At 71.7% G+C, this 13,099-nt stretch carries 12 protein-coding genes; 8 read left to right on the top strand and 4 right to left on the bottom strand.

The genetic code is table 11. The annotated features are described in order from the left end of the window. Positions 1-3: 3 nt before the first annotated feature. Entirely contained in the window at positions 4-1,110 is a 1,107-nt protein-coding gene (locus PV963_RS25905; RefSeq protein WP_274818125.1) for a DUF5937 family protein, read from the bottom strand. A gap of 302 nt (positions 1,111-1,412) precedes the next feature. Here PV963_RS25905 and PV963_RS25910 point away from each other — a divergent pair, with 302 nt between their 5' ends. Together PV963_RS25910 and PV963_RS25915 are read left to right on the top strand one after the other, a co-directional pair. Further along, on the top strand, positions 1,413-1,868 hold the full coding sequence (locus tag PV963_RS25910; RefSeq protein ID WP_274818126.1) for a hypothetical protein: 456 nt from the start codon (positions 1,413-1,415) through the stop codon (positions 1,866-1,868). 63 nt (positions 1,869-1,931) lie between these two features. Further along, a complete protein-coding gene (locus tag PV963_RS25915) occupies positions 1,932-2,771 on the top strand; it encodes a transposase family protein (protein ID WP_274818127.1) in 840 nt (279 codons plus the stop codon). Positions 2,772-3,018: 247 nt separating this feature from the next. On the opposite strand, the gene PV963_RS25920 is transcribed toward PV963_RS25915, so the two are convergent. Continuing rightward, positions 3,019-6,126: an AfsR/SARP family transcriptional regulator gene (locus tag PV963_RS25920; RefSeq protein ID WP_274818128.1), complete on the bottom strand. Its 3,108-nt coding sequence runs from the start codon at positions 6,124-6,126 to the stop codon at positions 3,019-3,021. A 218-nt stretch (positions 6,127-6,344) separates the two neighbouring features. Between PV963_RS25920 and PV963_RS25925 the strand changes: the two genes are divergently transcribed. Together PV963_RS25925 and PV963_RS25930 are read left to right on the top strand one after the other, a co-directional pair. After that, positions 6,345-6,755 carry a hypothetical protein gene (locus tag PV963_RS25925; protein WP_274818129.1) on the top strand — a complete coding sequence of 137 codons (411 nt, stop codon included), beginning with the start codon at positions 6,345-6,347 and terminating at the stop codon, positions 6,753-6,755. A 172-nt stretch (positions 6,756-6,927) separates the two neighbouring features. After that, the gene (locus PV963_RS25930) at positions 6,928-7,464 is read left to right on the top strand and encodes a Tat pathway signal protein (protein ID WP_274818130.1); all 537 of its coding nucleotides are present in this window, start codon (positions 6,928-6,930) and stop codon (positions 7,462-7,464) included. A gap of 13 nt (positions 7,465-7,477) precedes the next feature. Here the strand turns inward: PV963_RS25930 and PV963_RS25935 are convergent, their stop codons facing one another. Next, a complete protein-coding gene (locus PV963_RS25935; protein ID WP_274822314.1) occupies positions 7,478-7,807 on the bottom strand; it encodes a hypothetical protein in 330 nt (109 codons plus the stop codon). Between the two features lie 85 nt (positions 7,808-7,892). Between PV963_RS25935 and PV963_RS25940 the strand changes: the two genes are divergently transcribed. Next, positions 7,893-8,096, top strand: a complete 204-nt coding sequence (locus PV963_RS25940) for a hypothetical protein (protein WP_274818131.1) — start codon at positions 7,893-7,895, stop codon at positions 8,094-8,096. Here the strand turns inward: PV963_RS25940 and PV963_RS25945 are convergent. After that, entirely contained in the window at positions 8,089-9,282 is a 1,194-nt protein-coding gene (locus PV963_RS25945; protein ID WP_274818132.1) for a threonine aldolase family protein, read from the bottom strand. The two genes, PV963_RS25940 and PV963_RS25945, sit on opposite strands and share 8 nt — an antisense overlap. A 183-nt stretch (positions 9,283-9,465) precedes the next feature. On the opposite strand from PV963_RS25945, the gene PV963_RS25950 reads away from it, so the two are divergent. From PV963_RS25950 to PV963_RS25960, 3 genes are read left to right on the top strand one after another with little or no spacing between them, the layout of a single operon-like run. Further along, the gene (locus tag PV963_RS25950) at positions 9,466-10,395 is read left to right on the top strand and encodes a Rossmann-like and DUF2520 domain-containing protein (RefSeq protein WP_274818133.1); all 930 of its coding nucleotides are present in this window, start codon (positions 9,466-9,468) and stop codon (positions 10,393-10,395) included. Next, positions 10,392-11,393, top strand: coding sequence for a pantoate--beta-alanine ligase (gene panC, locus PV963_RS25955; RefSeq protein WP_274818134.1), 1,002 nt, complete (start codon positions 10,392-10,394; stop codon positions 11,391-11,393). The genes PV963_RS25950 and panC overlap by 4 nt, the downstream gene beginning before the upstream one ends. Then, complete coding sequence (locus PV963_RS25960; RefSeq protein WP_274818135.1) at positions 11,390-13,099, top strand: L-aspartate oxidase; 1,710 nt, start codon at positions 11,390-11,392, stop codon at positions 13,097-13,099. The genes panC and PV963_RS25960 overlap by 4 nt, the downstream gene beginning before the upstream one ends.

Genomic DNA, 13,099 nt, shown 5'->3' on the forward strand with positions numbered 1-13,099 from the left:
CGGCTACCTGAGGATCCCTTCCAGGAACTCGCTGCCGAGCCGGGCCACCACCGTCACGTCCAGCTGGTGCAGGACGTAGCGCCCGCGGCGACGGGTGGTGACCAGGCCCGCCTTCTTCAGCACGGCCAGATGCCGGGATATCTCCGGGGCCGTCATGCCGTGCACCTGCGCCAGCTCACCGGTGGTGTACGCGCTGCGGGCCAGATTGCGGCACAGGCGCATCCGCACGGGATGGGACAGCGCCGTCATGCGCAGGGCCAGCTGCTCCAGTGTGGGCGGGGCGGCGAACTCGGGGGAGCCGACCGGGTAGTGCAGCACCGGCTGCCAGCCGTACCGGTGCAGGACCATCAGGTGCGGCCAGCCCAGGCTCGTCGGGACGAGCAGCAGGCCGTGGTCGCCCGTGGCCGTACGGCCGTCGCCCAGCTTGTCGACCGTGATGCCGGCGGCGGCCTCGTCGAGCGTCACCGCCGGGGACACCGCGGCGAGCGCCTCGGCCAGGCCCCGGTGTCTGAGGAGGTCCGTTTTGTGGCGGGCGTCCGCCGCGAGCTGGTGACGCAGCCGGGACCACGCCTCCGCGAAGAACGCCTCGTCGCAGTCCTGGAGGAACTGCCGCAGCCAGGCCCGGATCCGGGGCGGGTCGGCCAGCAGCCGCTCGCTGAACCGCAGCTGCCGCGGCCCGCGCGCGGCGGCCAGGTCCAGCGAGCGGCGGCGCACCTCGGGGTCGGACAGCGCGGTGGGCCCGCACGTGCCGTACCAGACGGCACAGGTGAACTCCAGCGCCGCGTCCACGAACTGTTCGTCCGTCAGCTTGTCCAGCAGGTCCAGTTCCTCGGCGAGGGTGGTGCACGGCAGCGTGCCCGGGCCCGGGATGCCCGCGTACGGCAGGAACAGGTCCGAGAACGTCGTCCGCCACAGGAAGTCGGCCTCGCACATCCGGTCGGCCAGATGCGGGTCGAGCCGGGCGGTCACGCCCGTCACCCAGCCCTGGAGGCCCGGGTGGTGTCCCGGCTCGGACAGCGCGTGCAGCGCCATGCCCAGCTCGGCCAGGGGCGAGGGCACGACGGCGACCTGCTCCGGCCGCAGCCCCGCGATGTCGATGTGCACGCTCATGACCTCATGGTGCACCCCGCCACTGACAACGCCCCCGTCGATTGACGGGCCTCGTCAATCGACGCGACGCCGCCCTCGGCACGGGCTCACTGAGGCCCGTGCATCGTGAAACGTGCAGGTGAGGTGGGCTGGTGTGCGGACGAGTTGCCGTGCTCGTACTGGTCGGCGGCGGGTGTCCATGGTGAAGATCGTCTGCCCTGTCGGCTGAGGCGGTTCTCGGGTTCCGCTGCGCTCGTCGCGGGACCGCTCCTACGATCCGTGACCGGGGCGGTACGCGGTGGGATCGCGGGAGGGTGCAGGGTATGAGAGACCTGGAGCGGATCATCGCTCGCCGGAGCGAACTGGACGCGCTCGCCGAGGGGTTGGCCAAGCAGCTGCAGGAGGTCCAGGCCGAGCGGGAGGAACTGCTGGTCGCCGAGCGGGTCCTGAACCGGCTGGCCGAGCGGGACCGGGCCGAAGCGGAGACAGCCGTGGTCGCCTCACCGGTGCCCGCCCGGGTGGCGGGAAGGGCGGTCCTGTTGATCCCGCACCGCGGCGAGGTCCTTGACGAGGCCGCGCTGCCCGCCGATTACCGCAAGATCCTGGCGATCGTGCGGGCCGAGGACGGCCCGGTGCAGGTCAGGGCGGTGGGCGAGGAGATGGGACTTGAGGTGGCGGTGCGCGGGAAGCTGGAACCGCTGCGGGCGAAGATGACCAAGCTCGCCGATCGTGGCTGGCTGCACAAACGACCCGACGGACGGTTCACCGCCCGCCGGTAGCCACACCGGGACCGGAGAGCCGGGGCGTAACCGGCGGGCCCCCGACGGCAGGTGACGTGTTTTGTGAAGAACAACCCCAGCCCCGTCGAGGGCCCTGACGACCTTGTCTACACCGCCCGCCTGCCGCTGTCGAGCGCCACCCTGAACTACCTCGCCACCGTGATACGCGGCCACCTGAAGAAGATCGGCTCGCGGTGGCGGGCCCTGCCCGCGGGGAAGATCGCCGGCATCGTGCTGGCGGTGCTGCGCTGTGACCAGCGCCCCGGCGACCTCGCCGGCGGGAACGGAGTGCACCGCACCACCGTCACCCGGTGGGTACGCGAGGCCGTCGGCCTGCTCGCCGCCCGCGCCCCGCGCCTGGACCGCGCGCTCAAGAAGATCGCCCGGACGGGTGGCGGGGTGGTCCTCCTCGACGGCACCCTGATACGGACCCGGCGGCGCACCGGCACGGCGAACCGGAAGAACTGCTCCGGCAAGCACAAGTGCCATGGCCTGCTGGTGATCGCGCTCACCGACGACCGGGGCCGCCTGCTGTGGGTCTCGGCGGCCCGCCCTGGACGATCCTCGGAGATCACCGCCTGCCGCCACGACCTGCTCACCGCGAAACTGCGGGCGGCCGGGCTCGGCGCCATCGCCGACCTGGGCTTCGTCGGCCTCGACGACAGCGGCCCGGACATCGACCCAGCGGTGATCACCGGCTACAAAGCCGCCCGCAACCGGCCCCTGACCCGAGGGCAGAAACTGTCCAACAAGGCGCTCGCCGCCGTCCGGGCGCCGGTCGAGCACGGCTTCGCCCATCTCAAGAACTGGCGGGTCCTCGGCAAGGTCCGCACCGACCCAAAGTGGGCAACAACCCTGGTCAGGGCCCTGCTGGTCCTGACGAACCGCGAAGTCTCCCGCTGACCGACGATCTTCACCGAAGTCACCCACCCGCGACCAGCCCGAGCATCGAGAACCCCGCGCACACCAGAACCGTGACCTGCAACTTCACGATGCACACTGCTCACTGGTGGCCACTGTCACCCCAGATGCCTATGACGGCATGGGGTCGGCGTCATGGATCTGAATCGCTGACGTGCCGGACTTCGATCACGGGGGAGGAGCGCAGTTCGCTCCTCCCCGATCCGAACCCTGCCGGACCGCGACTCCATCAAGTTCGGGTGTCAGAGGTTGCTGTGCTGGAAGCCCTTGACGACGGCCTCGGCGCCGAGAGGCAGTGGTGCCCGTTGGCCCTCGCCTGCACCTCGTCGGCCTGCGGCATGCCCAGCTCCCGGTAGATCACCAGCGCCTGCTGCCAGAAATCGCGGCTCACCTCGTGCTCGCCGAGTGCGGCGTGGATGTCACCGATGCCCGCAAGCGCGTGGGCCCGAAGGTCGCGTTGACCAGACCCGACATCCACGTTCAGCGCCTCCTCGTGGAGCCTGAGCGCCTCGCTCGGGTTCCCCGCAGCAGCGTGCGCCTCGGCCAGCGCGCTGAGCGTTGCCATGACCTCCTCCAGGTCGCCCACGCCCTGAGAGATCTGCAGTGCGGTGTCGAGACGGCGTATCGCCGACTCGTGATCCCCCTGGCAGCGGTGCACGACGCCGAGCGTCCGCATGGCGGTGCCTTCGAGGCTGCGGTGACCGGCGTTGCGCGCCTTCGCCAGGGCACGATGCGCGTAGTCCAGCGCCTCTCGGTGACGACCGGCCGCGGCGTTCACTTCCGCCAGACCGCACAGCGTGTTCGCCTCGCTCCCTCGGTTCCCGTTCTCTCGCGCGATGGCCAGCGCCTGCTCGAACAGTTCGAGTGCCTCGTCGGACCTGCCCAGGATGTGCAGGATACGTGCGAGGTTGTTCGTGGCCGGCGCGCGCATGCGCTGGTGGACGCTGAACTCCTGGTAGAGGGCCAGAGCCTGGCGGAAGCAGTCCGCTGCCGCGACCAGGTTCGACCGCCGCCAGTTCCCGACGCCGAGGTTGTTCAGGGTCGCTGCCTGCAATGATCGGTCGCCGACCTGCCGGTACAGGGCCAGTGCCCGCTCCAGGTGAGCGACCGCCGGTGATACGGCTCCCGTCCTGAGTGCCGCAGCCCCGAGTACCCGCCGGGCATTGGCCTCGGCCTTGACGTCGCCCAGAGCCTCGGCGGCATGGAGTGCGCGTGTATGCAACACCATGGCGTCGTCGTGGTATCCGCCGATGTTGAGGTAGCGCCACACCGTGTCGGACATCCTGATCACGTAGTCCGGCTCGGCGTGTTGTGTGGCGACGAGCAGGTGGGTGCGTTCGCTGTCCAGCCAGCCGAACGCCGCGTGGTAGTCGCCGAATGCCGGTGTCTCGGCGTCCGGCGCGGGGACATCGGGCCGGCGTTCGGCCTCGTGCGGGACGATGGCGTCCATGGCGGCGGCCGCGGTGGCGAGGTAATAGTCGAACAGCCGGGTCAGCGGTCCCGTGTCGTCGCCGGCGGTCTCGGCAAGCTCGGCGGCGTAGACACGCAGCAGGTCGTGCAGCTGGTAGCGGCCGCCGGGAGTCTGCTCCACGAGGTGGGCACGGACCAGCACGTCGAGCGCCTTGCGCGTGTCCCGCAGCCCGGTCCCGGTCATCGCCGCCACCGCGTAGGCGTCCATGCCGTGTCCGGGATGCACGCCGAGCAGCCGGAAGGCCCGCGCCACGGGCGGGGCGAGCTGCCGGTACGACCAGGAGAACACCGCGCGCACCGCCGTCTGCGGGTCTCCCTCGACCTCCAGCAGGTCCAGGGCGGCCTGCTCGGCCAGCTCCTCGGCCAGGTCGCCGATGGTACGGGCCGGTCGTGAACGGACCAGTTCCGCCGCGATCCGCAGGACCAGCGGCAGTCTTGCGCACCGCTCGACCAAGGAGTCGATCGCGGCCGGTTCGGTGTCGGCGTACGCGCCGAGCAACGTGCGCAGCAGGCCGGCGGCATCGGCCTGCGGCAGCCGGTCGAGCCCGATGCGGTGCGCGCCCTCTCTGGCGACGAGCCCGGCCAGCGATTCACGACTGGTCACCAGGGTGAAGCAGGACATGCCGGCCGGCAGCATCGGGCGTACCTGGTCCACGGTACGGGCGTTGTCGAGCAGAACCAGCATCCGGCGCCGGCTGACCAGCGACCGGAAACGGGCCGCGCGCTCGGCGAGATCTTCGGGGATCGCGGCGCCGTCCAGCCCGAGCGCGCGGAGAAAGCCGGCGAGCGCGTCGGCCGCCGACACCGGGTCGTCCGTGCCGTAGCCACGCAGGTCCACATAGAGCTGGCCGTCCGGGAAACGGTCGCGCATCCGATGCGCCCACCGCACCGCCAGTGCTGTCTTGCCGACCCCGGCGGTGCCGACCACGATGGCGATGACCGCGGGTGAGCCGGCGGACAGCAGGCCGTCCAGCTCGTCGAGCTCAGCGTCCCGGCCGACGAAACCCCGGACGTCGAGGGGCAGGTGGGACGGGATCGCGCCGGTGCGGTCGGCGGCGGCGCCCACGCCGGGCGAGGCAGTGGCAGGTGCAGCTGCCGGTGCCGAAACGACCGCCGGTGGGGGCCCCGGGCGCATGGTGGGGCTCAGCTTCGTGTCCCCGGCGAGGATTGCCTCGTGCAGCCGCTGCAGGTCACGGCCGGCGTCGACGCCCAACTCCTCGGCGAGGATGCCGCGTACGTGCCGATAGTGGGCGAGGGCGTCGGCCTGCCGACCGCAGCGGTACAGGGCGAGCATGTATTGCGCGGCCAGCCGCTCGTCCATCGGATGCGCTGCGCAGTGCTCGGCCAGTGTGGCAAGCAGTGCGGCGTGTTCACCGAACCGCAGCCGCAGGTCGTTGCAGTCCAGTTCGGCCGCCCACCGCTCCTTGCGGAGCGTGTTACGGGCCGTGTTGAACCAGGGGGTGTCGGCGCTCGCGAACGGCTCTTCCCGCCACAGTGCCATCGCCTCCTCGAACAGTGCCAGCGCCTGCGCGTCGTCGTCGGCCCGCCGCGCCAGCACGAGCAGCCGGCGGAACCGGTGCATGTCAACCTGCTGCTCGTCAGCGGTGAGTACGTACCCTCCGCCAGCCCCCCGGGCGATCACCCCCGGCAGGAGGCGGCGCAGCCGGGACACATACCCGTACAGGGTCTGCGTGGCACGCAGCGGTGGCTTGTCCCCCCACACCCGGTGCACGAGCTGTTCGACCGTCACCGGCCGGTTGACGTCCACGAGAAGAGCAGCCAGCACCGTCTGCTGCCGGGCAGGCCCGAGCTCGACCGGTCCGGTCGCCGTCCGTGCCTCAACACCGCCCAGCAGCCGAAACTCCATACCCAGCCCCCGCCTGTGCCGCTCGGCCGCAGACACGGCCGTACCTGTGGATTCTAGGTTCCCTGCAGGGTTGTTGCACGACGGCTCGTCAGGGTTGTACCTGCCGCCGCGGACACCGGCAGCCGTCCATGTCCTGCCTGACCGGGGGGGGGGGGCAGGCAGGCCCGCGTGCCCGCGCGGCACGTACTCAGTGGACAAGGCCGAGGAGTTGATTCGTTGTGCGTGCTCAAGTGAAGGTGGCCAAGCGGATGGCCGTTGTGGCGACAGCGGCTGCCGCGCTCACCGCTGCTGGGCTGGCCACCGCCCCCACCGCCTCGGCCGGGGACTACAACGGGTGCGGCTGGCCTCGCGTCTGCTTCTACCTGACCAACAGTGACTGGAACAACGGCCGGCCCACGGCCGCGTACCAGGACGTCACCAGCTCCTACCAGGACCTCGGATCCAAGAGCTACGGCGCCAACTATGTCCGGAACACCCGCAACGACGACCGGGTCTACCTGCGCGTCTACGACAAGTACAGCGTGACCTACTACTGGTGCCTGCCCCCCAACAGTACGTTCCACTTCAGCGACGACGTCAGGGTGAGCGGCATCAAGATCCAGACCCAGTCCACCTGCCCCTCGACCTGAAACTCACGCTCCACAAAGCCCGGGGCTTGACACCCTCGGGCTGCCCGACTGTCAAAGAGCCCTCGGGGCTCAACCCTGAATGGTTGTAGGTTCCCAGTGCGCCGAAAGACCTTCAGGCTGTCCAGACACACCTGCCGCACCCGCGGCGCGCACACAATCCATGGGGGAGCACGTGAAGAAGAAGATCCTTGCCAGCCTTGCCGTCCTGGGTATTGCGCTGACCGCATCCACTGTTCCTGCCGAGGCCAAGACATCGGACGGATGGATCCGCGGATACGACGGGTACGGCGACGATCTGGACGACGAGGGGATGCTCAACACGTACACCTTCGAGAACTCCAACGCCACCTGCTTCTGGCAGAAGATCCTGTGGGCCATGGGAGCCGAGTACGACAGGGACGGCAGCAAGTTCACGTACAGGATGGCCGACGGCATCTTCGGCCCGAAGACAGCGCAGGCGACCAAGGACCTGAACTACCGGATTCGGAAGGTGAGCAGCTCCGACGCCACCAAGGAAATCTTCTACTACATGGGAAATCGACTCGTGAAGACCGGCGGTTCGACCGCTCGCGGCAAGGATCTGTACCTGGAGTTCCGGGGCGAATCCTACACATTCAGGATCAAGCGGAACTCGGAAGGCAAGTACACCTTCGACGACCGGAACGGGAATCACGTACAGGCGGGATACCGCTACCGGACCTGCCAGTAGTCCGCCGACAGGGCTACAGCAGATGATCGGCCCTGCCCGCCTTGATCTCCGTGATCAGGACGCGCAGGGCCTCGCTGCTGTCGGTGAGGTGCACGTCGTCCTGCCCGGCGGCGGCGATGCAGCCGTTGTGATCTGACGCGACCGGGACTGCGGCCCCGCGGATGGCCCGGTGAGGGTTGGCGTCCGCCCATTCCGCTGCAGCTCGGCGCGCGACGAGCGCAGCGGAACCCGAGAACCGTCTCAGCCGACAGGGCAGACGATCTTCACCATGGACACCCGCCGCCGACCAGTACGAGCACGGCAACTCGCCCGCACACCATCCCACCTCACCTGCACGTTTCACGATGCACGGGCCTCACTGTGGGACCACCGGGGCAGCCGCGGAGCCTTCGGACCTCCATCACCGCGTCCCGCAGAGGCGATTGACCATGAGCATCACGCAGCAGCACCTTCTCGACACCTACCGCGCCCGGCAGCTCGGTGAGTCCGCCCCGCCCGCCCCCGGCACGCACGACTGGCAGGTCGTGCGGGAATGGCGCGACGAACGGCAGTTCCGGGCGGTCCTGGCGGGCCGCCCGGCCCGCCCTCGGTTCCGGGACGCCCTGAACCGGTGGCGGCGGCGCCCTACCTGACCTCCTCCGGCAGCCGGGCCACGAACTCCGCCACCGCGCTCTTGACGTCCTCCGCGGTCCACTCCAGCCCGGGGGACCGCACATGCACCTCCGTGACCGCCAGACCCGGACCGCCCCGGTCCCAGGCGGAGCCGAACAGGACGGAGCGCGTCTCCTCGGCCGCCCGGACCGCCGCCTCCGCCAGGACGTCGGCGTCGTAGGGGAGCCACACCCGGAAGTCGTGGGTGTGCGGCACCTCCGGGTGCACGCGCACCCACGGCACCCCGGCCGCCGCGAAGCCCTCGCGCAGGGCGGCGGCCACCACGCGCGCGTGGGCGACGTATTCCGGCAGCCGGGGCAGCTCCCGCTCCAGTCCGGCCAGTGCCGACAGGACCGTCGGGAACTGCTGGAAGACCTGGCCGCCGTACCGGTGCCGCCAGGCCTTCGCCTCCTCCACCAGCTCCCTGGGCCCGGCGAGTGCCGCGCCGCCGAATGCCTCCAGGGACTTGTAGAACGACACGTAGACGCTGTCGGCCAGGCCCGCGATCTCTTCCAGGGACCGGCCGAAGTGGACCGTGGACTCCCACAGGCGGGCCCCGTCGAAGTGCACCACCGCGTCCCGTTCCCGCGCTGCCGCCACCACCTCGGTGAGCTCCTCCCAGGAGGGCAGCACGAATCCGGCGTCCCTCAAGGGCAGTTCCAGCATCAGCGCCCCGAAGGGCTCCTCGAAGTCGCGCACCTCGGCGGCGGTGGGCAGCCGCGGCTCGCCCGTCACGCGCACCGGCCGCAGTCCGCCGATCTCGCTGAACGCGTTCCGCTCGTGCACCTCGGGATGGCTGAGCGCGTGCAGGGCGACGGTCGGGTTGCCGGTGCGGCCCGCCCAGCAGCGCAGCGCCACCTGCTGGGCCATCGTGCCCGTCGGGAAGAACGCGGCGGCCTCGGTGCCGAGCAGTCCGGCGACCTTCGTCTCCAGCGCCTCGACGACGCCGTCGCCGTACACGTCGGCCAGCTCGTCCAGGTCGTACAGGCCCTCCGCCCCGCCCAGCTCCGCCAGTCGCTCCCGGAGCGTCTTGTGGAAGCCGAAGCGCGCGAACACCCGCCGTGCGCCCCGGTGGGCGGCCAGACGCCGCTCACGGAGCCGTGACCTGCGGTCCTCGTCCGACAGTTGCCCGGTCGCCTGCTCGTCCTGTTCCGCCGTGTCGCTCATGGCCCGGATCATCCCGCGCGCGTGTGCGGACGGGCACCCGGTTTTCCATGCGGGATGCACACCCTTTTCCGTACGGGAATGCACACCCTGTGGACAACCGAACGCCCCTCGAACCGATCGCGTTAACATGACGAGAAATCGTCCGGTACCCGGAGCGGACTGGAACGGGAAGGCCGCCGTCGAGTGAACACAACCCCACAGCCAGACCCCAAGGACCGCCCCGCGCGGCTCACCGTCGGCGTCGTCGGCGCCGGTCGCGTGGGACCCGCACTGGCCGCGGCCCTCGAGCTCGCCGGGCACCGCCCGGTCGCCGTCTCCGCGGTCTCCGACGTCTCCCGGCGCCGCGCCGCGCAACTGCTGCCCGACGTGCCGGTGATGCCGCCCGCCGAGGTGCTCCAGCGGGCCGAGCTGGTCCTGCTGACGGTTCCGGACGACGCCCTGCCCGAGCTGGTCACGGGCCTCGCCGACACCGGGTCCGTACGACCGGGACAGCTGCTCGTGCACACCTCCGGGCGGTACGGCGCGCGGGTGCTCGACCCGGCCCTGCGCGCGGGCGCCCTGCCGCTCGCCCTGCACCCCGCGATGACCTTCACCGGCACGCCCGTGGACGTCCAGCGACTGGCCGGCTGCTCCTTCGGCGTCACCGCGCCCGAGGAACTGCGGCTGGCCGCCGAGGCCCTGGTCATCGAGATGGGCGGCGAGCCGGAGTGGATCGCCGAGGAGAACCGGCCGCTCTACCACGCGGCCCTCGCGCTCGGCGCCAACCACCTGGTCACCCTCGTCGCCCAGTCCCTGGAGCTGCTGCGCACGGCCGGTGTCGCGGCCCCCGACCGGATGCTCGGCCCGCTGCTCGGCGCGGCCCTGGACAACGCCCTGCGCTCCGGCGACGCGGCCCTCACCGGCCCGGTCGCGCGCGGGGACGCGGGCACGGTCGCCGCGCACGTCGCCGAGCTGCGACGGCACGCCCCGCAGACCGTCGCCGGCTACCTGGCGATGGCCCGCGCGACCGCCGACCGGGCCCTGGCCCACGGACTGCTGAAGCCGGAGCTCGCCGAGGACCTCCTTGGGGTACTCGCCGACGGGACCGACGGCACCGAAGGGGACGCCCGATGACCATCACGCTGCTGAGCACCGCCGGTGAGCTGCACGCACGCGCGCGTGGGGGCCGTCGCGCCGTGGTGATGACCATGGGCGCGCTGCACGAGGGCCACGCCACGCTGATCCGCACCGCACGCGCCATCGCCGGGCCCGACGGCGAGGTCGTCGTCACCGTCTTCGTCAACCCCCTCCAGTTCGGCGAGGGCGAGGACCTCGACCGCTACCCGCGCACCCTGGACGCCGACGTGAAGCTGGCCGGGGAGTCGGGCGCGGACGTCGTGTTCGCCCCGGCCGTCGACGAGGTCTACCCCGGCGGCGAGCCCCAGGTCCGTATCACCGCGGGCCCCATGGGCGAGCGGCTGGAGGGCGCCTCCCGCCCGGGCCACTTCGACGGCATGCTCACGGTCGTCGCCAAGCTGCTGCACCTCACCCGCCCCGACGTCGCCCTGTACGGCCAGAAGGACGCCCAGCAACTCGCGCTGATCCGCCGCATGGTGCGGGACCTGAACTTCGGCGTGGAGATCGTCGGCGTCCCCACCGTCCGCGAGGAGGACGGCCTGGCCCTGTCCAGCCGCAACCGCTACCTCTCGCCCGCCGAGCGGCGCACCGCCCTCGCGCTGTCCGGTGCCCTGTTCGCTGGCCAGGACCGGCACGCCGCGCAGGAGGCGCTGCGCGCCCGGGCCCGGGAAGTGCCCGCCACACGCGCGCGTGCCGAGGCCCTCAGCGCCATAGGGGAGTCCCGCGCGGCGGCGGACGCGCACGCCGTCGCGACGGCCGTTCCGGGCGGCCCGGCCGCCGTCCGCGCGGCCGCCCGCCAGGTCCTCGACGAGGCCGCCCGCCTCGATCCGCCGCTCGTGCTGGACTACCTCGCCCTGGTCGACCCGTCCGACTTCACCGAGATCGGGGACGACTTCACCGGCGAGGCGGTCCTCGCCGTCGCCGCCCGGGTCGGGACGACCCGGCTGATCGACAACGTCCCGCTCACCTTCGGAATCCTCGGAGCCGCCTCGTGACCACCACAGGCATACGACTGCACGCGCCCGCGCCCGGGTGGTCCATCTCCGCGGACGTGGTCGTCGTCGGCTCCGGCGTCGCCGGCCTCACCGCCGCCCTGCGCTGCGAGGCGGCCGGCCTCACCACCGTCGTCGTCACCAAGGCCCGCCTGGACGACGGCTCCACCCGCTGGGCCCAGGGCGGCATCGCCGCGGCCCTCGGCGAGGGCGACACCCCCGAACAGCACCTGGACGACACCCTGGTCGCGGGCGCGGGCCTGTGCGACGAGGAAGCGGTCCGCATCCTCGTCACCGAGGGCCCCGACGCCGTACGCCGCCTCATCGAGACCGGCGCCCAGTTCGACGAGTCCTCCGAAGGCAGCCTGGAACTCACCCGCGAGGGCGGCCACCACCGCCGCCGCATCGCCCACGCCGGCGGCGACGCCACCGGGGCCGAGATCTCCAGGGCCCTGGTCGAGGCGGTACGCGCGCGTGGTCTGCGCACGGTCGAGAACGCGCTCGTCCTGGACCTCCTCACGGACGCCGAGGGCCGCACGGCGGGCGTCACCCTGCACGTCATGGGCGAGGGCCAGCACGACGGCGTGGGCGCGGTCCACGCCCCCGCGGTGGTCCTGGCCACCGGCGGCATGGGCCAGGTCTTCTCGGCGACGACCAACCCCTCCGTCTCCACGGGCGACGGCGTGGCCCTGGCGCTGCGCGCGGGCGCCGAGGTGAGCGACCTGGAGTTCGTCCAGTTCCACCCGACGGTCCTCTTCCTGGGCGCCGACGCGGAGGGCCAGCAGCCCCTGGTCTCCGAGGCGGTACGCGGCGAGGGCGCCCACCTGGTCGACGCCGACGGCGTGCGCTTCATGCAGGGGCAGCACGAACTGGCCGAACTCGCCCCGCGGGACATCGTCGCCAAGGGCATCACGCGCCGCATGCAGGAGCAGGACGCCGAGCACATGTTCCTCGACGCCCGGCACTTCGGCGCCGACATGTGGGAACACCGCTTCCCGACGATCCTCGCCGCCTGCCGCGCCCACGGCATCGACCCGGTCACCGAGCCCATCCCGGTCGCCCCGGCCGCCCACTACGCCTCCGGCGGCGTCCGCACCGACTCCCACGGCCGTACGACCGTCCCCGGCCTGTACGCGTGCGGCGAGGTCGCCTGCACCGGCGTGCACGGCGCCAACCGCCTGGCCTCCAACTCCCTCCTCGAAGGCCTCGTCTACGCCGAGCGCATCGCGGCCGACATCGCGGCGAACGGCCTCGACGCGCGCGTGCCGCAGCCACTTGCGCACCCGGAGACCCCCGAGCACCCCCTGCTCACCCCAGAGGCCCGCTTCACGATCCAGCGGATCATGACCAACGGGGCCGGCGTCCTGCGCTCGGCGGAGTCCCTCACCAAGGCCGCCGACCAGCTCCAGCAGCTGCACACCGACGCCCGCGACGCCCTCGCCGAGAACGGCAAGACCGCCGAGGCCGGCGTCGACACCTGGGAGGCCACCAACCTGCTGTGCGTGGCCCGCGTCCTGGTCACCGCGGCCCGGCTGCGCGAGGAGACCCGGGGCTGCCACTGGCGCGAGGACCGCCCCGAGCGCGACGACACCACCTGGCGCCGCCACATCGTCGTACGCCTGAACCCCGACCGCACGCTGGCCGTGCACACCACCGACACCACTCACTTCCCTTCGACTCTTCCTCCCCAGGCCCCCCAGGAGCTGTGA

It is taken from the genome of Streptomyces coeruleorubidus (genome assembly GCF_028885415.1).
Lineage (GTDB): Bacteria > Actinomycetota > Actinomycetes > Streptomycetales > Streptomycetaceae > Streptomyces > Streptomyces coeruleorubidus_A.

Excerpts from the sequence above, each read along its gene's own strand:
- PV963_RS25905 (WP_274818125.1), bottom strand. The coding sequence starts at position 1,110 with ATGAGCGTGCACATCGACATCGCGGGGCTGCGGCCGGAGCAGGTCGCC.
- PV963_RS25910 (WP_274818126.1), top strand. The coding sequence starts at position 1,413 with ATGAGAGACCTGGAGCGGATCATCGCTCGCCGGAGCGAACTGGACGCG.
- PV963_RS25920 (WP_274818128.1), bottom strand. The coding sequence starts at position 6,126 with ATGGAGTTTCGGCTGCTGGGCGGTGTTGAGGCACGGACGGCGACCGGA.
- PV963_RS25940 (WP_274818131.1), top strand. The coding sequence starts at position 7,893 with ATGAGCATCACGCAGCAGCACCTTCTCGACACCTACCGCGCCCGGCAG.
- PV963_RS25945 (WP_274818132.1), bottom strand. The coding sequence starts at position 9,282 with ATGAGCGACACGGCGGAACAGGACGAGCAGGCGACCGGGCAACTGTCG.
- panC (WP_274818134.1), top strand. The coding sequence starts at position 10,392 with ATGACCATCACGCTGCTGAGCACCGCCGGTGAGCTGCACGCACGCGCG.